The sequence below is a fragment of the Clostridium gallinarum genome (genome assembly GCF_014836325.1).
GTDB classification, from domain to species: Bacteria; Bacillota; Clostridia; order Clostridiales; family Clostridiaceae; genus Clostridium; species Clostridium gallinarum.
In genome coordinates, this window is the sequence record NZ_JACSQZ010000030.1 from 16,659 (window position 1) to 40,389 (window position 23,731).

Annotated in this window: 21 protein-coding genes; 4 read left to right on the plus strand and 17 right to left on the minus strand. The window is 25.5% G+C overall.

The window, feature by feature from the left end; genetic code table 11:
• Window positions 1–40 precede the first annotated feature (40 nt).
• From H9660_RS09340 to H9660_RS09375, 8 genes are all read right to left on the minus strand, one after another.
• Complete coding sequence (locus H9660_RS09340; RefSeq protein WP_191750111.1) at window positions 41–3,265, minus strand: ABC transporter permease; 3,225 nt, start codon at window positions 3,263–3,265, stop codon at window positions 41–43.
• A 1-nt stretch (window position 3,266) separates the two neighbouring features.
• Complete coding sequence (locus H9660_RS09345; RefSeq protein WP_191750132.1) at window positions 3,267–3,926, minus strand: ABC transporter ATP-binding protein; 660 nt, start codon at window positions 3,924–3,926, stop codon at window positions 3,267–3,269.
• Between the two features lie 372 nt (window positions 3,927–4,298).
• Window positions 4,299–5,312, minus strand: a complete 1,014-nt coding sequence (locus tag H9660_RS09350; protein WP_191750112.1) for a LacI family DNA-binding transcriptional regulator — start codon at window positions 5,310–5,312, stop codon at window positions 4,299–4,301.
• 154 nt (window positions 5,313–5,466) lie between these two features.
• Entirely contained in the window at window positions 5,467–6,984 is a 1,518-nt protein-coding gene (galT, locus tag H9660_RS09355) for a UDP-glucose--hexose-1-phosphate uridylyltransferase (RefSeq protein ID WP_191750113.1), read from the minus strand.
• A gap of 12 nt (window positions 6,985–6,996) precedes the next feature.
• Entirely contained in the window at window positions 6,997–7,983 is a 987-nt protein-coding gene (gene galE, locus H9660_RS09360; RefSeq protein ID WP_191750114.1) for a UDP-glucose 4-epimerase GalE, read from the minus strand.
• A gap of 11 nt (window positions 7,984–7,994) precedes the next feature.
• Complete coding sequence (locus H9660_RS09365) at window positions 7,995–9,158, minus strand: galactokinase (protein WP_191750115.1); 1,164 nt, start codon at window positions 9,156–9,158, stop codon at window positions 7,995–7,997.
• A gap of 206 nt (window positions 9,159–9,364) precedes the next feature.
• The gene (locus tag H9660_RS09370; protein WP_191750116.1) at window positions 9,365–11,227 is read right to left on the minus strand and encodes an ABC transporter ATP-binding protein; all 1,863 of its coding nucleotides are present in this window, start codon (window positions 11,225–11,227) and stop codon (window positions 9,365–9,367) included.
• Window positions 11,224–13,452: an ABC transporter ATP-binding protein gene (locus H9660_RS09375; protein ID WP_191750117.1), complete on the minus strand. Its 2,229-nt coding sequence runs from the start codon at window positions 13,450–13,452 to the stop codon at window positions 11,224–11,226. The genes H9660_RS09370 and H9660_RS09375 overlap by 4 nt, the downstream gene beginning before the upstream one ends.
• A gap of 155 nt (window positions 13,453–13,607) precedes the next feature.
• Here H9660_RS09375 and H9660_RS09380 point away from each other — a divergent pair, with 155 nt between their 5' ends.
• Together H9660_RS09380 and H9660_RS09385 are read left to right on the plus strand one after the other, a co-directional pair.
• The gene (locus H9660_RS09380) at window positions 13,608–14,051 is read left to right on the plus strand and encodes a MarR family transcriptional regulator (protein WP_191750118.1); all 444 of its coding nucleotides are present in this window, start codon (window positions 13,608–13,610) and stop codon (window positions 14,049–14,051) included.
• A gap of 124 nt (window positions 14,052–14,175) precedes the next feature.
• Window positions 14,176–15,462 (plus strand): NCS2 family permease, encoded by a 1,287-nt coding sequence (locus H9660_RS09385; protein WP_191750119.1) that lies wholly within the window; start codon window positions 14,176–14,178, stop codon window positions 15,460–15,462.
• Window positions 15,463–15,535: 73 nt separating this feature from the next.
• Here H9660_RS09385 and H9660_RS09390 read toward each other — a convergent pair whose 3' ends face one another.
• From H9660_RS09390 to H9660_RS09415, 6 genes are all read right to left on the minus strand, one after another.
• Window positions 15,536–16,153, minus strand: a complete 618-nt coding sequence (locus tag H9660_RS09390) for an NUDIX hydrolase (RefSeq protein ID WP_191750120.1) — start codon at window positions 16,151–16,153, stop codon at window positions 15,536–15,538.
• Window positions 16,154–16,217: 64 nt separating this feature from the next.
• Entirely contained in the window at window positions 16,218–16,445 is a 228-nt protein-coding gene (locus H9660_RS09395; protein ID WP_191750121.1) for a TIGR04540 family protein, read from the minus strand.
• Between the two features lie 106 nt (window positions 16,446–16,551).
• The gene (locus H9660_RS09400) at window positions 16,552–17,241 is read right to left on the minus strand and encodes a M48 family metallopeptidase (protein WP_191750122.1); all 690 of its coding nucleotides are present in this window, start codon (window positions 17,239–17,241) and stop codon (window positions 16,552–16,554) included.
• Window positions 17,242–17,251: 10 nt separating this feature from the next.
• Window positions 17,252–18,397, minus strand: a complete 1,146-nt coding sequence (locus H9660_RS09405; protein WP_191750123.1) for an MFS transporter — start codon at window positions 18,395–18,397, stop codon at window positions 17,252–17,254.
• Between the two features lie 89 nt (window positions 18,398–18,486).
• A complete protein-coding gene (locus H9660_RS09410) occupies window positions 18,487–18,867 on the minus strand; it encodes a desulfoferrodoxin (protein WP_191750124.1) in 381 nt (126 codons plus the stop codon).
• Between the two features lie 30 nt (window positions 18,868–18,897).
• Window positions 18,898–19,302, minus strand: coding sequence for a ribonuclease H family protein (locus H9660_RS09415; protein WP_191750125.1), 405 nt, complete (start codon window positions 19,300–19,302; stop codon window positions 18,898–18,900).
• Between the two features lie 170 nt (window positions 19,303–19,472).
• On the opposite strand from H9660_RS09415, the gene H9660_RS09420 reads away from it, so the two are divergent.
• Window positions 19,473–20,333, plus strand: a complete 861-nt coding sequence (locus H9660_RS09420; protein WP_191750126.1) for a S66 family peptidase — start codon at window positions 19,473–19,475, stop codon at window positions 20,331–20,333.
• Between the two features lie 94 nt (window positions 20,334–20,427).
• Window positions 20,428–20,865 carry a GatB/YqeY domain-containing protein gene (locus tag H9660_RS09425; protein WP_191750127.1) on the plus strand — a complete coding sequence of 146 codons (438 nt, stop codon included), beginning with the start codon at window positions 20,428–20,430 and terminating at the stop codon, window positions 20,863–20,865.
• 28 nt (window positions 20,866–20,893) lie between these two features.
• Here H9660_RS09425 and H9660_RS09430 read toward each other — a convergent pair whose 3' ends face one another.
• From H9660_RS09430 to H9660_RS09440, 3 genes are all read right to left on the minus strand, one after another.
• Window positions 20,894–21,769, minus strand: coding sequence for a DMT family transporter (locus H9660_RS09430; RefSeq protein WP_191750128.1), 876 nt, complete (start codon window positions 21,767–21,769; stop codon window positions 20,894–20,896).
• A gap of 83 nt (window positions 21,770–21,852) precedes the next feature.
• On the minus strand, window positions 21,853–22,044 hold the full coding sequence (locus H9660_RS09435; RefSeq protein ID WP_191750129.1) for a DUF1450 domain-containing protein: 192 nt from the start codon (window positions 22,042–22,044) through the stop codon (window positions 21,853–21,855).
• 229 nt (window positions 22,045–22,273) lie between these two features.
• The gene (locus H9660_RS09440; protein ID WP_191750130.1) at window positions 22,274–23,473 is read right to left on the minus strand and encodes an acetate/propionate family kinase; all 1,200 of its coding nucleotides are present in this window, start codon (window positions 23,471–23,473) and stop codon (window positions 22,274–22,276) included.
• Window positions 23,474–23,731 lie beyond the last annotated feature (258 nt).

A 23,731-nucleotide genomic window follows, 5' to 3' on the forward strand; every position in this document is an offset into this window, starting at 1 on the left:
CAAAATAGACTACCTAATTACTAAGTAGTCTATTTTAAGATTAATCAACAGATTTTAATGATTCAACCATCTTTACTTTTTTTAATTTATAATACATAACACTATTGACTAATATAGCAAATATAAGTGTTAGTATTGCTGAAAATATAAAGCTAGGAAAATCTATATTTCTACCAAACATTATATTATCAATCTCTACAGTTACCATAATAAATCTATGAAGAAATACACCTAATACCTCACCAAGTAATATTCCAAATATGGTTAGGAAAATATTTTCTCTATAAATATAAGCAGAAACTTCTTTATCATAAAAACCGAGAACCTTTATTGTTGCAATCTCTCTTATTCTTTCACTGATATTTACATTTGTAAGATTATATAAAACAACAAATGCTAAAGTTCCAGCTGAAACAATTATTACTATGATAACGTAATTTAAACTTTTTATCATGTTATCAAAATTTTCTCTAATACTAGTATTAAATGATACTCCTTTTACAATTGAATTCTCCATTAATTTCATAGAAAAATTACTTTCATTTTGTAAACTGTTTGTATTAGCAATAATTGAATTATATATCGGTTCTTTATCAAAAATTTCTTTATAATACTTAGGAGATATATATACATAATTAAAAGTATAATTCTCTGTTATTCCAGAAACTTTTAAAGAATATTCTTTATTGTTTACTTTTATTTTTACTTCATCTCCAATTTTAACTTTGGATTGCTTTGCAGCTTTTTCAGATATAATAACTCCATTATCATTTAATTTATATTTATCTTTATTAGTTCTATTAATAAAATTAACAAATTCACTAATTCTAGATATATCCTCAGGAACTATTATGTTAATATCTTTCTCAGTATTATCACCTTTTATTTTACCATTTTCAGAAGAAATCATAAGAAATTTATCTATTTCTTGTAAAGTATTTAAGTTATCTTCTAATTCTTTCTTTTCAATATTACTAGCATCTTTATCTATATTTATAGTTAAATCATAATTAAAAACTTTTCCAAATTGTTTATCAACAATGGTCTTAATAGAATCCTTTATTCCAAAACCTGTTACTATTAATGCAGTACATCCAGCAATTCCAAAAACGGTCATTAAGAACCTTTTTTTATATCTAAATATATTTCTTACAGTTACTTTACCTATAAAACTCAATTTATTCCATATAAAATCAATTCTTTCAATAAAAATTCTTTTTCCTTCTTTTGGTGCCTTCGGTCTCATAAGAGTTGAAGGAGTTTCTAATAATTCTTTATAACAAGCTAATACCGAAGATAACGTAGTAACTAAAACAGAAACTAATGTTATCGATAACGCTATAGGAACGTTAAATTCTAATTCTACTCTTGGTAATGAATACATTATTCCATAAGCATCAAATACTACTATTGGAAAAATAGTGTATCCAATAATAAGTCCAAAAATACTTCCTAAGAAGCTTGCTGTAAAGGAGTAAACTATATATTTAGAAGCTATTTTATATTTTGAATATCCAAGTCCTTTTAAAGTACCAATATTTATTCTTTGTTCATCTACCATTCTTGTCATTGTAGTTAAGCATACTAGAGCAGCTACTAAAAAGAAAAATAAAGGAAATACCTTAGCTAATTTATCAATACTATCTGCATTATTTTTATAATCAACATATGAATATTGACTATTTCTATCTAATACATACCAACTAGGTTCAGCAATAGAATTAATTTCATTTTGTGCATTATTTAATTTTGATTCAGCAGATGCAATTTCTTTATTGAACTTCTCTATAGATTCTTCATATTCTAATTTACCTTTTTCTAAATCTATTTTTCCATTTTCCAATTCAAGTTTAACATTTTCAAATTGACTCTCTGCCTCTATTTTACCAAGCTCTAACTTTTTCTTATTTTCATCTAATAAGGCTTGAGCATTATTAAGCTCGCTTTCTTTATTATATATTTCATTTTCAGCATTTGTAATTTTATCCTTTGCTGATTTAATTTGTTCATTTATATAAGTAATACCACTATTTATTTCATTCCTTGTTTTATATAAAGAATTTAATTCACTTTCAATTAAATCTTTTTGTATTTGAGTTAAATTAGGATCTTTTAGTTCATTTTTCTTTTCATTTATTTTATTATCTATGTCATTTTTAGTATTTTCTAATGTGAGTAATGATTCATTAGCTGTTTTTATTATATTTTCTGCATTCTCTTTTTCTTGATTTAATGTCAATTTAGCTGATTCCAATTGAGATTTACCATTATCTATTTTATATTGGGCTAAAGCTATTTCATTTTCAGATTGAATAATTTGAAGTTTATAATCTGTTTCTTTTCTTAATAATTCAGCTTCTGCATTTTCAATAGTCTTTTCAGAAGTTTCTATTTGTTTTTTAGCTTCTTTTAGTTTTTCTTCTCCTAAATCTTTTTGCTTATTTAATTCAGCTTTACTTTCATTTAGTTTTTTATTAGCTTCATTTAAAATTTCATCGTACCTTAAACTAGCTCTTTCACTTCCTAAAGCTTCTAAATCTAATTGAACGTCTTCTACAAGGTCAAAATATTCATCTGAATAACTATTATAGGATTTTGAATCATTTATTGTTAAATAAACTTCAGTATATGCAGGTATTTTAAAATTATTTATTGGAATTACAATATAACTAGAAACTTTTCCATTACCTATGTTTGATGTACCTTTTTCATATGATAAATAGTATGGAGTTTGTACTTTTCCAACTATTTCATACTCTATATTTTCTAAACTGTCACTAATTTCATCATTAGTTCCTGATTCCAATTTTATTGTGTCACCAATAGATAAATTTAGATTTTCTATTTTACTCCACTCTAAAACACATTCATTTTCTTTTTCAGGTAATCTACCTTCAATCAATTTATATTTATTAACGTAATTATCAGTATCTAATGGTATCCCCATAACTTTAATAACATGTTCTGAAGTACCTATCTTAGTAACTGTATCTAATGAATAAGTTGCAAAAACATCTTCTACATTGTCAACTTTTTTTATTTCGGAAATATCTTCATCATTAAAACCTAATGTAGAATATAATGTTAAATCCATAAAGTTATAATCATCATAATATTTATCTGCAGTTCTTTTCATATCTATAGGAGCAACTTTTATTCCTGAAAAAAATGCTACCCCTAATGTAATAATTGCAAAAATAGAAAAAAATCTCCCTTTAGATTTTTTTATATCTCTTAGTACATCTTTTAAAAATGCATTTTTCATATTACCATTCAATCCTTTCTATTGGAAGGGGATTTTCATTTAAAGTAACACTTTCAATCATACCATTTTTAACTTTAATTATTTTATCTCCCATAGGAGTAATTGCAAGATTATGAGTAATAATAACAACAGTCATGCCATATTTCCTTGCAGTATCTTGTAATAATTTCAGTATTGACTTACCAGTATTATAATCTAATGCACCTGTTGGTTCATCACAAAGAAGCAATTTAGGATTTTTAGCAAGCGCTCTTGCTATAGCTACTCTTTGTTGTTCTCCTCCAGATAATTGAGCTGGAAAGTTATACTTTCTGTTTTCTAAACCAACAGCGTCTAAAACCTCTGAAGGATTTAATGGATTTTTACAAATTTGAGTAGCTAACTCTACATTTTCTAAAGCAGTAAGGTTTTGTACTAAATTGTAAAATTGAAAAACGAATCCAATATCAAAACGTCTATATGAAATTAATTCCTTCTCAGAATAATTACTAATAATATTGTTATCTACTACTATCTTTCCACTTGTAAGTGTATCCATTCCACCTAGAATATTTAAAATTGTACTTTTACCTGCTCCACTAGTTCCAGCAATAATTACTATTTCGCCTTTTTCTATGCTAAAAGATACTCCTCTTAACGCATCTATATCTACTTCGCCCATTTTATAAGTTTTTTTAACATCTTTAAATTCTATAAAGCTATTTTTTTCATTTTTCAACTCATCTCTTTTTATCAAAATTAATACCTCTCCATATAATATATTATATTTTTCTTATTAGACATTTTTTGATTTTCTTTTTCAGTTATATTATAATTAAATGGATTTTTTATATCAATACTATTTAGGGTTTATTAGCTATTTAGATGTTGGTTAAATAATGGAATAAATATTAAAAATAAAAAAAAGATAAACATTATATTCCTTGCTCCGTCGCATGCGCTCCAAGTCAACCTAATACAATGTTCATCTCTTTGCAAACTGAAGGAAGGACATTATTTTATTTATAATTTATCCTCCATATTTGTAATAATATTATATTGATTTACAACTATCTCTTATAACTAAATTAACCGGTAAAACAACCTTTTTACTTAATAATCTTTCATCCTTTATTCTTTCCATAAGAACATTAAAAGCAGTTTCTCCCATAAAATCAGTATATACTTTCACCGTAGTTAATGATGGTGATAAATATTGTGCTGTTGGGATATCATCAAATCCAACTATACTTATATCCTCTGGGATTGTATAGCCTGCTTCTTGAATTGCTTTATATGCTCCAATTGCCATAGGATCACTTGCTATGAAAAATGCTGAAGGTATTTCTTTTAAAGTTAATGCTTTTTTCATTAAAGCATAACCATCTTCTGGAGTGAAATTCCCCTTAAATATCCATTCTTCTTTTAAATTATTAATTTTATTCATAAACTCTATATATGTTAGTTCTCTATAATTTATTAATTCTAATCCATCATTACTATTATGAGGTGTTACCTTTGCCCCAATATATCCTATATTTTTATGTCCTAGACTATATAAATAATCTAATGATTTTTTTGCACCATATTTTAAATCTACTACTACAGAATCAAACTCCCATTCTTCAGGTGAAGAATCTATAAATACAATATTTTCAGATAAATCTTTAAGTTTCAAAATCTCATCTTTTTGAAAAATACCAATAGCAATTATTCCATTTAAATCTTTATAATTATAAAGATCATCATTGAAAATTTTACTTAAATATAAGGATTTGAAACCTATATTTTCTTCTAAACATCTTTTTTCAATTGCCATTCTTATAGATAAGAAATATGGATCACTTAATTCCTTTGTTTCTGTAAAAGAACAAACTATTCCGATTGTATAATTACTCACTTTACCTTTTCTTTCTTTTATAGTTACATAGTTCATTTCTTCTGCAATACTTAATACACGCTTTCTTGTATCTTCTGAAACATTTAGTGTTTTATCTAAATTAAGTATTCTAGAAACTGTAGAAATAGATACTTCAGCAGCTTTTGCTATATCTTTAATAGTTGCCATTTTAATCACCACCTTCTTAAATTTTAATTATATATTTAGGAAAAAATATAAATAATAAATAAAACTCCCTTTGGAGTTTTAACTTAAAGCTTTAATTTTACATCTAAAGATAATAATATAATTATATTATTATCTTTAGAATAAATTTAGAAACTTAAACTATTGATTTCTTTAAGCTTTCAATATATTTTTCCATTGCATTTTTTCCACTGCTATCCCATTTAAATACACCACAATGTTCTAATACTTTTTTAAATACATTTCCGACTTCATTTTCTATTATCTTATCAACATTTGATATATTAATATCCTTATTATTATTTAATATTTCTTTATACCAATTTGCATGAATACTAATATCATTATAATTATCGATATTTTCTTCTTTATTTATTAATGCTTTTTTAATACTTTCTAATTCCTCTTTTAATCTAGCAGGTAATACAGCTAATCCTAATACCTCTATTAACCCTATATTCTCTTTCTTTATATTATGAAGTTCTTCATGTGGATGGAATATTCCATCTGGATACTTTTCATTAGTTCTATTATTTCTAAGAACCAAGTCTAATATATAATAATCACCATCTCTTCTTGATATAGGAGTTATAGTATTATGAGGAGTATCACCAGTACATGCATATACATCAACTTCAGAATCAGTATAATTTCTCCAATGATTTAATATACTTTCTGCTAGTTCACTTAAATCGAATCTATTTTTCCCTTTTAATCTAACTACTGTTAAGGGCCATTTTACTATTGATAAATCTATATCTTTATATTTTTCTATTCTAAATTTTATATAATCACTAGCTTTATCCATAGCAAATTCATAGTTTCCACCTTGATAATGATCATGAGTTAATATAGATCCTCCAACTATAGGTAAATCTGCATTAGATCCCACAAAATAATGAGGAAATTTTTCTACAAACTCTAAATTCCTATCAAAAGTAGATTTTGTTATTTTCATAGGAATATGATCACCAGCAAATATTATACAATGTTCATTATAATATGCATAAGGTGAATATTGAAGAAACCACTTATCATTCTTTAGTTCTATTGGTATTATTCTTAGGTTTTGTCTTGCAGGGTGATTAATTCTACCTCTATAACCTTCATTTTCCTTACATAAAAGACATTTAGGATATTTAGCAGGTGGTAGATTCTTTGCAGCTGCAATTGCCTTAGGATCCTTCTCCGGCTTAGATAAGTTAATAGTAATATCTAAATCACCATATTCTGTTGATGTCTTCCATACTAAATTTTGTGCAATTCTATCAGTTCTTACATAATCACAAGCTTTACTAATTTTATAGAAATAATTAGTTGCATCCACTTTTGAATTTTCATATTTATTATAGAAATTTTTAATAACCTCAGATGGTCTTGGCATTAATGCATCCATAATTTTTGTATCTAATAAATCTCTATATATTGGAGTATTAGATTCTAAAACTTTATTTTCATAGGCATAGTTTAAAAGATTATTTAAAATTTCTGTTGGTGTACTTAGATTTTCATCTTCTATACAAATATCTTCATATTCATCTATATTTAAAATATCTAATATTTTATTTCTTATATAAATTTCATCTTCTATTTCAAATAGGTTATTTTGTAATCCATAATTAATTAATCTTTTGATTTCTCTATAAATACTCATGACCTCACCTACTTACTTATTAAAACCATTTGGATTATTTTTATGCCAATTCCATGCTGAGGCTATAATATCTTCTACATTATCATATTTAGCTTCCCAATTTAAAGTTTTTCTAGCTTTTTCAGCAGATGCAATTAATCTAGCAGGATCCCCAGCTCTTCTTTCACAAATCTTTGCTGGTATTTCATGACCTGTTACTTTTCTAGCTGCGTCAATCATTTCTTTTACAGAAAATCCATTACCATTTCCTAAATTAAATATATCACTATTATTACCTTTTCTTAAATAATCAATTGCTAAAATGTGAGCATTAGCTAAGTCTATTACATGAATATAATCTCTAATACAAGTTCCATCTTCTGTATCATAATCATCACCAAAAATCGATATAAAATCTCTCTTTCCTAGAGGAACTTGTAGAATTAATGGTATTAAATGAGTTTCTGGACTATGGTCTTCACCTATGCTTCCTGTAACATGAGCACCAGCAACATTAAAATATCTAAGTGAAACATATTTTACTCCATGAGCAATATCAGCCCATTTCATCATTTTTTCCATAGCAAGTTTAGTTTCCCCATAAGCATTAGTTGGTTCAGTTTTATCTGTTTCAACTATTGGCATCTTAGTAGCTTCTCCATACGTTGCAGCTGTTGAAGAAAATACTATTTTTTTCACATCATTTGCTACCATAACTTTTAATAATACTTCAGTTCCATGAACATTATTATTATAATATTTTAAGGGATTAGTCATACTTTCTCCAACTAAAGAATTAGCTGCAAAATGTATTACTTCTGTAATATTATTTTCTTTGAAAACTTTATCTAATTCTTCTTCATTTCTTATATCTACATTATAGAACTTAGCTTTAGGATTAACTGCTTCTATATGTCCTGTTTCTAAGTTATCTACAACAACAACATTTTCTCCTCTTTCTATTAATTGATATACAGCATGACTTCCAATATATCCTGCTCCACCACAAACTAAAATCATATTAATACCTCCTAAATTTCTCTAGTTCCATTGCCAATATTAGCAATATAGAAACTAGCTTCATATCCTATTTTTTCTTTATAACCTTGTCCAACATTTTTTATAAAATCATCAGCATTATCTTTTTTTACTAAAGCTACAGTACATCCACCAAATCCTGCACCAGTCATTCTAGCACCTAAAACACCTTCATGTTTCCAAGCTAATTCTACTAAAGTATCCAACTCTATACCTGTTACTTCATAATCATCTCGCAAAGATATATGTGATTCATTCATAAGCTTACCAAATTTAACTAAATCATTATTACCTAAAGCTTCCTTAGCCATTAAAGTTCTTTGATTTTCATATACAGCATGTTTTGCTCTTTTAATTCTTATATCATCTTTTATTAAATATTTATTTTCTTCAAAATCATTTATTGAAAGTTCTCCTAAAGCTGTAATATCTAGTTTACATTTTAGTTCTTCTAAAGCTTTTTCACATTCACTTCTACGTTCATTATATTTAGAATCAGCTAATCCTCTTCTTTTATTTGTATTAGCTATTATTAAAACCTCATCTTTTAATTCTATTGGACAGTAAGTATATTTTAATGTATTACAATCTAATAAAATAGCATTATTTTCTTTTCCCATACCAATTGCAAATTGGTCCATAATACCACAGTTTACACCAACAAACTTATTTTCTGCCTCTTGAGAAATTTTAACTAACTCCACTCTATCTATATTAAATTTAAATAAGCTATCCATCATAACTGCAATTAATAATTCTAATGATGCTGAAGAGGATAGTCCTGCACCATTTGGTATATTTCCATAAACAGCTATTTCAAAACCTCTATTTATATTATATCCATGTTTTTTCATTACATCAATTACACCCTTAGGGTAATTTACCCAATTATCTTCAGCCTTATACTTAATATCTTCTAAAGAAAATTCTATAATTCCTATTTCTTCAAAATTTCCTGAGTACATTCTAACTTTATTATCTTCTCTTAATCTTATTACACCATAAGTTCCAAAACTTAATGCACACGGAAAAACATTTCCTCCATTATAATCCGTGTGCTCTCCAATTAAATTAACTCTTCCTGGTGAAAAGAATGTTCTTGTTTCATTATTATTACCAAAAGCTTTTTTAAAAATAGAATTTATTTTATCTCTCATATTATCACTCCCAATAAATTTTCTGTAATTATTTTCATTATTATAATATCATATATAGAAAAAAAATTCAATTATTTTTACTTGAATTTTACTAATTATTTTACTATTATTTTTACTTGATGTTTTACCAAATTAAACCCAAAGCATTTATTAAATTATATACATAAAAATAGATGGCTAGAAAAATTCTAACCATCTATTTTTTATTAAGATACTTGTGTGTTATTTTCAAACTGACTATTATATAAGTTTGCATAGAAACCATTTTTACTTAATAATTCAATATGAGTACCTTGTTCAACTATATCTCCGTCCTTCATAACAAGAATTAAATCAGCATCTCTTATTGTAGATAATCTATGAGCTATTATAAAACTAGTTCTTCCCTTCATTAAATTATCCATAGCTTTTTGTATCAATACTTCCGTTCTTGTATCAACAGAACTTGTAGCTTCATCTAATATTAATATCTTTGGATCAGCTAATATAGCACGAGCAATTGTTAGTAATTGCTTTTGTCCTTGAGAGACATTGCCTGCATCTTCATTTAACTCCATATTATATCCATCAGGAAGAGTTTTTACAAAATGATGAACATGTGCGGCTTTTGCAGCTTCAATAACTTCTTCATCACTTGCATTAAGTTTACCATATCTTATATTTTCCATAATAGATCCATTAAATAACCATGTATCTTGAAGAACCATCCCAAATATCTTTCTAAGATCTCTTCTTGTAAAGTCATTTATATTATAGTTATCTAGCAATATTTCTCCACCATTTAACTCATAAAACCTCATTAAAAGTTTTACAATTGTTGTCTTACCAGCACCAGTAGGTCCTACTATAGCTATTCTTTGACCAGGTTTTATTTTACTTGAAAAATTATTAATTATAATTTTATCTTCATTATAGCCAAAGTGAACATTTTTAAATGTAACTTCCCCTTTTATTTTATCAATATTTATTGGAGTTACAGCATCATCTAGTTCTTCCTCTTCTTCTAAGAATTCAAATACTCTTTCAGCAGCAGCTGCTGTTGATTGAAGTACATTAGCTATTTGAGCCGCTTGTGCTATAGGTTGATTAAATGATCTTATATATTGAATAAATGATTGAATATCACCAACTTCAATACGATTTTTAACAGTTAAATATCCACCTAATATTGTAACAATAACATAACCTATATTACCTATAAAAGTCATTATAGGCATCATCATTCCGGATAAGAATTGAGATTTCCAAGCTGAATTATATAAAGTATTATTTATTTCTTCAAATTCTTCAACCGCTTTATTTTCTCCGTTAAATGCCTTCATTATATTATGTCCACTATATATTTCTTCTACATGTCCATTAACATGACCTAAAAATGTTTGTTGTTCTTTAAAGTACTTTTGTGATTTTTTTACTACAAGTGATATAAGAAGTCCTGATAAAGGAACTACTATTATAGCTGCTAATGTCATTGTAACACTTATAGACAGCATCATTATAAGTACACCAATTAATGTTGTAATAGATGTAAATACTTGAGATAAACTTTGATTTAATGTATTGCTTACAGTATCTACATCATTAGTTACTCTAGATAAAACTTCTCCATGAGTCATTTTATCAAAGTATTTTAGTGGCATTTTATTAATTTTCAAAGATATTTCTTTTCTTAATTTATATGAAACTTTTTGTGCAATACCTGACATAATGAATACTTGAATAAATGAAAATACTGCACTAATTACATATAATACTAATAATAAAGATATAATTTTACCTATATAAGTAAAATCTATTCCAGCATCAGTTGTTCCAGATATTTTACTTATTAGACCTTCAAATAATTTAGTAGTTGCTTTTCCTAAAATCTTTGGTCCAATTATCGAAAAAGCAGCACTACCAATTGCAAAAATTAATACAATAATTATAGATAGCCTATATGGTTTTAAATAATTTATTAACTTTCTTAATGTCCCCTTAAAGTCTTTAGCTTTTCCACCGGCAAGATGCATTCCTCCCATTGGACCACCAAAGCCACCAGGTCTTTTACCTTTTACATTATTACTCATGACATTAGTTCCTCCTTTGAAAGTTGTGATGAAGCTATTTGTTTATAAACTTCACAGTTTTCTAAAAGTTCTTTATGAGTTCCAATTCCTACAATCCTTCCTTCATCTAAAACTAAAATTTGATTAGCATCTTTAATTGTACTAATTCTTTGAGCTACAATTATCATTGTTGCATCTTTTATATTTTCTTTAATTGCTTTTCTTAAGTTAGAATCTGTTTTAAAGTCTAAAGCTGAGAAACTATCATCAAATATATATATTTCTGGTTTTTTAACTAAAGCTCTTGCAATAGATAATCTTTGTTTTTGACCTCCAGAAACATTAGAACCACCTTGTGAAATTTCTGTATTATATTTATCAGGTTTTGATTCAATAAATTCTGTTGCTTGTGCAATTTCTGAAGCTAACTTTAAATCATCAAGCTCAGCATTTGGAGATCCATATTTTAAGTTGCTTTCAATAGTCCCTGAGAATAAAACTCCCTTTTGAGGAATATATCCTATTTTACTTCTTAATTCTTTTTGGTTAACTTCTCTTATATCTATTCCATCAACAAGTATACTACCATTAGATACATCATAAAATCTTGGCATTAAATTTATTAAAGTAGATTTACCACTACCTGTACTCCCTATAATCGCTGTTGTTTCACCAGGCTTTGCAGTAAAACTAATATCTTTAATTACATAGTCTTCAGCTCCTGGATATTTAAAGCTTACATTTTTATATTCAACTAATCCCTTTTTAGAATTATTGAATTTTCTAGTTTCTTTATTATCTTTTATAGATATATCAGTATAAAGAACTTCACTTATACGTTGAGCAGATACTGATGCACGAGGAAGCATTATTGAAATCATTGAAATCATTAAGAATGACATTATTATTTGCATTGCGTATTGCATAAATGCCATCATGTCTCCTACTTGCATTGTCCCTAAATCAACTTGATGTGCTCCAACCCAAACTATTAATAATGTTAAACCGTTCATAATAAGCATCATAATAGGCATCATTGAAGACATTAGTCTATTTACAAATAAATTTGTCTTTGTTAAATCTATATTAGCTTTATTAAATTTTTCTTCTTCGTGTTTTTCTGTACTAAAAGCTCTTATAACTAACATTCCTGTTAATCTTTCTCTAGTAACTAAATTAAGTTTATCTATAAGCTTCTGAACCGCTTTAAACTTCGGCATTGCAAAAGTAAATAGCACACTTACTAAAAGTATTATTAATATAACACCAATGGCGATTATCCAAGTCATATTCGTATCAGTTTTTAAAACTTTTATTACTCCACCTATTCCTAAAATAGGTGCATAAAATACTATTCTAAATAGCATAACCATTAATGTTTGTATTTGTTGTATATCGTTTGTACTTCTTGTTATTAAAGATGCAGTAGAGAATTTATCAAATTCAGCATTTGAGAATTTAGTAACTTTCTTAAATACATCACCTCTTAAAGTTTTACCTAGTCCAGCTGCAATTTTTGCTGAAAGTAATCCAACAATAACTGTAGCAGCCATGCTTATTAATGCTATTCCAAGCATTTTTAATCCAGCTAAAGCTATATAGTTTGTTTGTAATTTATCCGTATTTATTCCAATAGCTTTATACTCATCTTTTATAAAAGAAACTGATGATTGCTCAATTATACTATTTGGCATTTCATCAAATTTTTTATTAATATCATTTAAAATTTCTTTAAATTGTTCTTTAGGTAAGCTTTTAAATACTACAAATATATCAGTATTCTCTGGTAAATTCAATTGGCCTTGAAACTCTTTTCCACCTAAATTACCTGAATTAAGCCCAGAAACTATAAGCTCTGGTTTAGCCAAAATAGAACTTATTGTTTCTACGGTTGAGCTATCCTTAGTATTTAGGACATATATATCCTCCTTTTCTATAATAGGATACTTTTTCAAGTAATTATTATACTCATTCTCGGATAAAATATTTCTATTAATCAGTTTATAATTATCCTCTATTAATTTCGTATCATTCTCCTCTATAAATAATAGCAATTTATCAAATTGACTTTTTCTTATAGCTTCTGGAGCTGAGTTTTTAATTCCACCCTGTTGTATTCCCACATTTACTATATTAGACATATAATCTGGTAATGATAGTTCACTAACAGCTTGCACAAATAATAAAATTATTACAGCAATGATAGAACCTATAAATGGTTTTAAGTACTTTGATAGCTTCATCATTTTATTTTGTCTCCTTTCAAAATAAGCATTGTATTTTTATTATAAATATATATTAATTATATTTTCATAACTATTATATGTCAATAATAATTATACTTGTATAACTAAAAAATATAGATTATAATAAAATTGATAAATAATTAGGAGGAACACTTATGAATAATAATGATATGAATACTTTAACTAGTGAATTATTAGAATTATTAGTCCAAATACATAACAAGCTTTTAAATCCAAGTGAAATGATTAAAGGAAGTATTTTGCCTCCATCACATATAAAAGTAATTTTTTATCTTTCACACAAAAAATCAATGTCAGTATCACAAATGGCTAAATGTTTAGATATATCAAAACCTAATATGACACCTATTATAGATAAATTAATTAATGATGGATACGTGCATAGATATCAAGATCCGAATGATAGAAGAAAAATAAATGTCGAATTAACTGAAAAAGCACATTCTTTTTTAAAGGAAAAGAAAATAGAAATAAAAAACAACTTAATGGCTAAACTTTCTTATTTAGATGAAGAGGATTTATTAAATCTTAGCTTTATAATAAAAAATATGCATAAAATAATATTAAAGTTAGAATAAAAAAGAGCTAATTGCTCTTTTTTTTTTAATTTACTATTTAAAAAATGAATTTAAATGATATAATATTTAGGCATCATATGATGTGGGTGGGAGAGGGAAAAAGAAAAGAGGTTTTAAAGAAAGGATGGAAAAAATATTCAAACTAAAAGAACATAAGACAAATTTAAAAACCGAGCTAATAGCTGGGGTAACTTCTTTTTTTGCTGCAGTATATATTATTGTGGTTAATGCAAGTATATTAAGTGATGGAGGTATATCTCAAGAACCACTTATAATAGCAACAGTTCTCGCTTCCTTTATAGGATGTTTATTAGTTGCATTTATAAGTAATACTCCTCTTATAATAATGCCCGGTATGGGAATTAATGCTTTATTCACATATACTATTATTTTAAATATGGGATTAAGCTTTAATCAAGCATTAGGTAGTGTATTTATAGCTGGATTATTATTTTTAATAATAGCTATTACACCTTTATCTAGATTGTTAGATAAATCTATACCAAATGCTTTGAAAGAATCAATTACAATCGGTATAGGATTTTTTATAACTTTTTTAGGTTTACAAAAAGGTGGCCTTATCATATCAGATCCTACAAACCTGGTAAAAATAGGAGATATATCAAATCCAAGAATATTATTTTTTATATTTATTTTTATACTAACTATTATACTTTTCGCTAAAAATATACCTGGTAGTTTTTTAATTAGTATAGTACTTGGCACTATTTTAGCAATTTTATTTAAATTTGTTGATATATCTAGCTTAAATTTTACACTGCCTAATTTTAAAGAGTATGAGAAAATATTTTTTAATATTGATTTAAGTGAATTTTTAAATATAAGATTTTGGATATCAACATTTTCTTTAACTTTAGTCTTAGTTTTTGAAAATATAGGATTGCTACATGGCCAAGTTACTGGATTATTAAAAAGTCCTAAGAAACAAAGCAAATCATTAATTGCTATAGCATTATCTACAATAAGTTGTGGACTTCTTGGAACTAGTCCTTCAGTTTCTACTGTAGAAGGAACTGCTGGTATAGCTATAGGTGGTAAAACAGGATTAACATCATTTATAGCAGGAATATTATTATTAATATCACTATTATTTATTCCTTTTATAAGTATAATTCCTAATGAAGTAATTGCTCCAATATTAATTATTATTGGAAGTTTAATGATTAAAGGAGTTATTCATATTAATTTTAATGATATTTCAGAATCAATTCCTTGCTTTTTAATAATAGTGTTAATACCATTAACATTTAGTATAATAGATGGAATAGCTTTTGGATTTATTTCATATACAATAATGAAACTAGGAACTAGAAAAAGTAAAGAAATCTCAATGACTATGTATATAATATCTTTTATTTTTATTCTTTACTTCATTTTAAATACAATATAATAGGTTTTAAGTAAAAAACAAAAATTTAGAGCATTTATAATAACTCTAAATTTTTGTTTTTATATTAAGTACTTTATTTATTATTATTTAATAAACTTAAAAAGTTCTCAATTATAAGTGCTGTCATTCCCCAAATCGTATATTCTTTGTATTTAAAGAATAAAGATTTATATAATCCTGTCTTAAATTTATAATTTTCTCCACCATTAATTAAATTGTAAGGAAAATTTTCATTTCTATTTACATTTATTTCACTTATTATTTCTAAAGGTTTTTTATCAATTAACTCTTCAATTGGAACAGTGAATATATGGTCAACTTCATCTTCATTAATTTTTATATTATTAATATTTTTTATATATCCTAAAAAAGGATGAATAATTAATCCATAATGTGTTACAAGTAAATCCAATGCTTCCACTATTTCGAAATCATCTCTAATTAAGCCTAATTCTTCACACACTTCTCTCTCAACTGCTTCTATTGGACTTTCATATTCTTCAATTTTACCACCTGGTAATGATATATCACCTGGCTGATTTCTCATATGTAATGATCTAACTTGAAATATTATATTAGTTTTATTTTCCATATCCACCATCAGTATAGCTACTGAAGCTCTCTTCATATTTTCCCACCCATTAATATAGGGAGTATAATTTTCAAATACTTTTAGTACATCTTCTATCATTAAATCACCCCTTTATAAATATTAAAAACCTCCTTTAAGATATATTCTTTAAGGAGGTTTACTTTTAATTATTTACAATATTATTAATAATTTCAACTCTTTCATCACCTAAATAAGGATATAATTTTGAAGAAAATATTCCATCCTTATAAACTCTATCACCATTTGCAGAAACTATTTTTCTAACTTTTTCTTCTAGGTCATCATAACTTATTAAAAACTCCAAATAATTATCTACTAAGTCCTTTAAGCATGTTGCTAATTCTTTTGGATTTCTATAAACTGTTCTCATTTTAATCTCCTTATATTATCTAATGTAATTAAGTATATTATAAAGTTATCTGTTGTTTTTGACTAGTATAATTTATAAATATTTTTTATTATATAATTTTATATTTTTATTTTACAGACATAATTAAACTTCCATTTTCATTTAGCCATTTCTTATATTCTCTATAATTAGGAACATATATTTTAACCAATTCCCAAAAATCACTAGAATGATTCATTATTTTTAAATGACATAATTCATGTATAATAATATAGTCAATTATACTATTAGGCATTAAAATAAGTCTCCAATTTAGTCTTATTTCTTTTTTACTGCTACAGCTTCCCCATCTTGTCTTTTGATCCTTTATAATTATATTAGATGGATATAATCTACAATAATTTGATAAAATATTAACTCTATCAAATAAGATTTTTTCAGCCTGTTCTTTATACCAACTACCTAATAAATTTTGTATATATTTATAGTCTATACTCTTTGATTTAATATAAATAAATTCACTATCTAAACAGATACTTTCTTTTTGTGTAATTTCCAACTTAATATCATATTTATTTCCTAAAAAAATTATGCTATTTTTTAAATTGTACGGGTTATTATTTACTATATTTAGATTTTTTATTATCCATTTTTTCTTTCTTATTAATAACTTTTCAATATAAGCTAAACTTATACCTATTGGTGCATAAATAATAAGATGTCCATTTGAATTTATTTTTATAGAAATATTCTTTTTATTTTTCAAAATCAAATCATAATAAATATCAGTATTTTCTATGCTTATCTGTCTCTTCATAAACTTACTCCTATGACTTTTTAGGATTAGGTAAAAAAATAAAGAAAATAATAACAGAAATCATTATTAGAATAAATCCTGAAAAATACATACCAAAATACCCCAATATACCTTGAATAAAACTATATATAGTTGGATAGATAAAATTAGATCCTCCTGTACTTAATACTGATAATACAGCGAATGAAGTTGCAATTATTTCATTACTTAAAATATCTCTTAGATATTTAAATAAGAAACTTAAATATAAACTATACATAATCCCATGTAATTGATCTCCTATTACAATTAGAATTACATTTCCAGTTGAAAACATTAATATTTTTAAAGCTGCTATTATTAAGGCTATTAATAAACACTTTTTACTATTAGAGTCTGTTAAATATCTATATATAATTATAAAAGATAAAAACTCTATAAGTACTCTAAAACTTATAGAGCTACTATATATCTCATTTGCTATATTTACATCACCTACTATATCAACCAAATATGATGAATATGCGAAATCTAGCCCCATATAACTTCCCATACCTAAAAACACAACAATAATAAGTAAAATTATATTCTTATTTTTAAATAAATCTATAAACTTAAAATCATTCTTACTTTTTTTTATCTCTATATTTTCCTTAAAATTAAATAAAATAATTGATATCATAGTCATTACCATTATTAAAGCAATTATATGTAATATCTTATATCCAAATTTATTTATTATTATACCTGATATAAATACTATTATTGCATATCCAATGGATCCCCATTTTCTTATATCCGAAAACTCATATTTGCTTTTTATACATAACTCTTCAATATATACTTCAAAAATACCCGCTAATGATCCTAATGCTCCACCATAAATAGGTGCATATAAAATTGTAAAATCTTTATTTAAAATCATAAGCCCAATAATAGCTATAAATACTAGTAATAGATAAAAAATAATAAATTTATTTTTATTTTCTGATCTTGAAAACTTATTAGATAATATAGGTTGAAAAATTAAAGTAAATAAAGCACCTATAGAAACTACCTTGCTTACTTCATTAAGATTAAGCCCTATTTCTTGATTTAAATAAGGAAAATAAAATGTTGTTAAAATACTGAATACACCAAATGTTAAAAATGTCGTTAAACTATAATATTTTTTCATTAGTAAACCTCCAAATTATTTTGTTCATTATAATATTATAATAATTATAAATAATTTAAAAGGCTATCTAAAGAAGATAGCCTTTTAAATTATTTATTACTCCATAAACCATGTATATTACAATATTCTCTTACTCTATCTATATCTCCTTTAAATTTAAATATAGCAACTGGTTTTTCTCCTGGATTTAAATATTGTCTTAATACTTGTCCACTTTTAGTTATTACCTCTATCCATTGAATAAAATGCTTTTCTAACATAGGATGTTCTACTTCACCAACCTGAACTATTACTTTTCCTTCCTTTTCTATAACGACAGGTACATGTTTTTCTATTGCAGCGTCTAATGTATTTTCAGACATTAATATCATAGATTTATTACAGCAAACTAAGGAACCACCAGCATCGTTTAATATTTCAACCATATTTCCACAAACTTCACACTTATAAACTTGTAATTTTTTTACCATAATATTCACTCCTATTTATATAATTTTAAATTAAACTTCTAAAGCATCTATAGCTAAATTTTTTACATATTTATATTCAGTTCCTTCGAAGTACTCAAACTTAATATCTACTTCTATGTCCTTAATTAATTTAACTAATTTTTTCATAATTAATTTTGCATTTATAGGTATTTCAATATTCATATTGTTTATATAATTTATTATCATTAAGTTTGTACTATATACTTCAATACTTGTAACTTTATTATTCTTTAGAATTTCATCAATTCCATATATAATTGCATATACATGAGATTCCAACAAAGTTCCCTTTCCTACTATTTCAGAAAATTCTTTTTCAGTATCACTACTTAAGATTACTCCTCCAATACTCATATTACTTTGCAAAGCTCTACTATCACTACAATATCCACTGACATAAAGTCTGTATTTCATATATCCTCCAATAAACCTAATACATTATAAGTTATTCATATTCTATTTTTATTATTCTTATTTAATTTTTATATTTATATCTTTTTATATAATTATAAAAATTTGAAATATAGTTAAGTTAATTGTAAAATACTTATTATAATCTTATTACAAAAATAAAGGAGGATAGAATGAGTATTTTAAATAAAAATGATACTATCGCTTTAATATCTTGTTCTAATGCTTTAGATATCTCAATGAAAAAAAATATAGATAAACTAATTACCATACTAAAATCTTTAAATCTAAATGTGATTACTTCAAATGCTTTATTTAAGAATAAATATAATTCTACTGAAAATGGAAAATTTAGAGCTAATGAATTAATGAATTTATATAATAATAAAGATATAAAGGCTATATTTGATTTATCTGGTGGAGATTTATGCAATGAAATTTTAGACTTCTTAGATTATAATGTAATTTTAAAATCTAATACCCCTTTTATAGGATATAGTGACTTAACCGTAATTTTAAATGCTTTATATACTAAAACTAATTTAATAAATTTTAACTATCAATTAAGAAATTTAATAAGAGAAAATAGTCTAGAACAAATTCATTATTTTAGAAATGTATTTTTAGAAAATACTAATATGTTAGAAGAACTTAATTATAAATTTATAAAAGGTAAGTCTATGGAAGGAGTTTTAATAGGCGGAAATATAAGATGCTTTTTAAAACTTGCTGGTACTGAATATATGCCAGATTTTAAAGATAAAATATTATTTTTAGAAGCTTTAAGCGGGGATGTTAATAAAATATCTACTTTTATTGCTCAATATAAGCAGTTGAGAGCTTTTTCTGATATTAAAGGACTTATTTTAGGAAAATTTACTGAATTAGAGGAAACATATAATGAGTCTTTCGTAATAGATTTATTTTTAGAAAAATTACAAGAATATGATTTTCCTATTATAAAAACATCTAATTTAGGGCATAGTGCTAATTCTAAAGCAATATGTATAGGTGAAAAAATTATATTATCATGATAACACTTCCATTGTTGAAATAATTTTTTATTAAAGTTATAATTTATACTATGATAAACTTAGTTTATTATAATTTATCTTTTGAGGTGAAATTATGTTAAAAGAAGAACTGAAAAAAAATGAAATAGCTGCAATGAAAGCTAGAGATAAACAAACGGTTAGTGTATTACGATTAGTAAATGCTGAAATTAAAGCATATGAAGTAAATGAAAGAAAAGATGCAACAGATGACGTAGTTATTAAAATCGTTGAAAAACAACTTAAACAATTAAAAGAAACTCTTCAATATGCTATTCAATTAAATGATGAAGCTAAAATAGAAGAGGGAAATTTTGCAATAACATTACTTACACCATATCTTCCAGCACAATTAAGTGATGAAGAAGTTCAAGAAATGTTAAAGGAAATAATAACAAAAGGAAACTATGGTCCAGCTGATATGGGAAAAATAATGAAAGAAATAATGCCAATGGTAAATGGTAAATTTGATAGATCTAAAATTAATCCAATGGTAAAAGATATCCTAAAATAAAGTAAATCCTCCTTTCGGAGGATCTACTTTATTTTTTTTCTACTTTATCTAACTTTTTATTATATAAAAACATATATAATGAAGCTATAAAGATAATTCCATATCCAATAAAACTTAATTTATCAGGTAATTGTCCAAAAATTATAAAACTAATTATAGCTGAGAATATTATATTAGAGTAATCAAATATTGATATTTCTTTTGCAGGAGCATATTTATACGCAATTGTAATTCCAAATTGACCTATGCTCGCAAAAACTCCGGCCATTAATAGATAAAATAACTGTATAAATTCCATTTTTTTATATACCACAATCATAAAAGGAAAAATTACAATTAAAGAAAATAAAGAAAAATAAAATACTATAGTATAATGTTTTTCTTTAGAACCTAATGTTCTTAAGCAAGTATATGCTCCTGCTGCAAAAATAGCTCCTAAAATTCCTATAATAAATGGAAACATATCTACATTAAATGTAGGTTTAATTATAAATAATACACCTATAAATGCAATACAAATAGAAATAACTTGTTTGAAATTAATTTTTTCTCCCAAAAATAAAGCTGAAAAAATTATAACAAAAAAAGGACTTAATTTATTTAGCATATTTGCATCTGATAATATTAATTTATCAATTGAATAATAATTTAAAACTATTCCAATTGTTCCTAAAGTTGATCTTAATATCAAAAGTTTTTGACTTTCCTTTTTCCCAAAAAAACTTTCCTTATTTTTTATAATAAATATTAATGCAATGATACATGATACTAAATTTCTAAAGAAAGTTTTCTGAAATGATGGTAAATCCCCAGCTAACTTTACAAAAGCCGACATTCCAGCAAACCCAAAAGCTGAAAAAATTATAAATATTATACCCTTTACTCTATTGCTTAAATTATTCATTTTACCACTCCTTTTAATTTATAATACATTTATTTTCTAAAAAAATCAAAAGCCTTAGAGGATAAAATCTAAGACTTTTGAAATTATTTTTCTATTTTCTCTATAAACTCTTCTTCACTTTCTGTTTCTATATATTTACCATTAACGTAACCTATTACTAATCCATCAATACCACCACATTCACCTATACAACCAACTTCCACATTATCGGCTCCAAATTTTAATTCTAATTCATCTATATCAATACCTGAACAAATTGGACAAACAGATATCATTTTTTCATCTCCTTTATAGTCTTATTCTATTATTATATTAATAATAATTATTAATTACAAACTGAATAGCATAAATTATATATATATTATCTCCTCATTCCTTTTATTTCTTTTATTTTATTCTATATTGCTAGAATATTAATTCAATACAGTTTTTTCATATAAAAAGTATTAAAGTATAATGATTTCCTAAAATAAAAATAAGACAGGTCATAAACCTGCCTTAAAATTAAATATTAGAAATTAATTTTACTGTATCCCTAGCAATCATAAGTTCTTCATTAGTAGGTATTTCATAAACCTTAACTTTTGAATTATCAGTTGATATTTCTTGTATTTTTCCTCTAACTGAATTTCTTTCATCATCAATTTCAAATCCTAAGAATTCAAGTCCTTTTAAACATTCTTTTCGAGTTACGGATGAATTTTCTCCTATACCAGCTGTAAATACAATTGCATCAACGCCTCCCATTATTCCAGCATAAGCAGCAATTTGCGCTCTTACCTTATAATGGAATATATTTAAAGCAAGCTTAGCTCTTTCATTTCCGTTTTCAGCCTCTTCTAATACATCTCTAAAATCAGAAGATATTCCTGAAATTCCTAATACCCCTGATTTTTTATTTAATATTTCATTAATATCATTTATCTCATATCCATGTACTTCCATTAAATAACTAATAACTGAAGGATCTATACTTCCTGATCTAGTTCCCATCATAACACCTGCTAGTGGTGTAAATCCCATTGAAGTATCTATTGATTTACCACCCTTAACAGCAGCTAGTGAACAACCATTTCCTAAATGACATGTAACTATTTTTAAATCTTTAATATCTTTTTCCATAACTTCTGCTACTTTTTGTGAAACATACATATGTGATGTTCCATGGAACCCATATTTTCTAATACCATACTTTTCATATAATTCATATGGTAAAGGACAAATATATGATTCTTTAGGCATGGTTTGATGAAATGCTGTATCAAATACAGCAACCATAGGAGTATTTGGCATAAGTTCTCTACATACTTCAATTCCTATTATATTAGGTGGATTATGTAAAGGTGCTAATGAACTACACTCTTTAATAGATTCTAAAACTTCATCATCAATTACTACTGAATGAGAATACTTTTCACCACCATGCACAACTCTATGTCCTACAGCCCCTATTTCATCCATTGATTGAATTATATTGTGATCTTTATTGATTAAAGCTTTTAAAACATGTTCTATTGCTACTTTGTGATTTGGCATGTTTTCTTTAATAATATATTTATCCTTACCTTCAACTTTTTGTGTTAAAATTGAACCCTCAATACCAATTCTTTCAACCAATCCTTGAACTAATGACTTTTCTGTTTCCATGTCAATTAATTGGTATTTTAATGACGAACTTCCACAGTTAATTACTAATGTCTTCATTTCTCTTCTCCTTTTATCTATTGTATCATTAATTATATAATACACTAAAAAGCTATATATTCAAATTGATAGATTCTTCAAATTATAAAAAAAACACTAAAAATCTAAACTTCTATTAATTTTATTCTGATTAACTAAGTTTTACTCTAATTTCTATATTAATCTTTAATATAAAAACAAATGATTAGTTGTAAAATGAACTTGAACTAAATAAAAAAATCCATAGGATTACTTTTCGTGTTAAGATTGAGTTGCGAA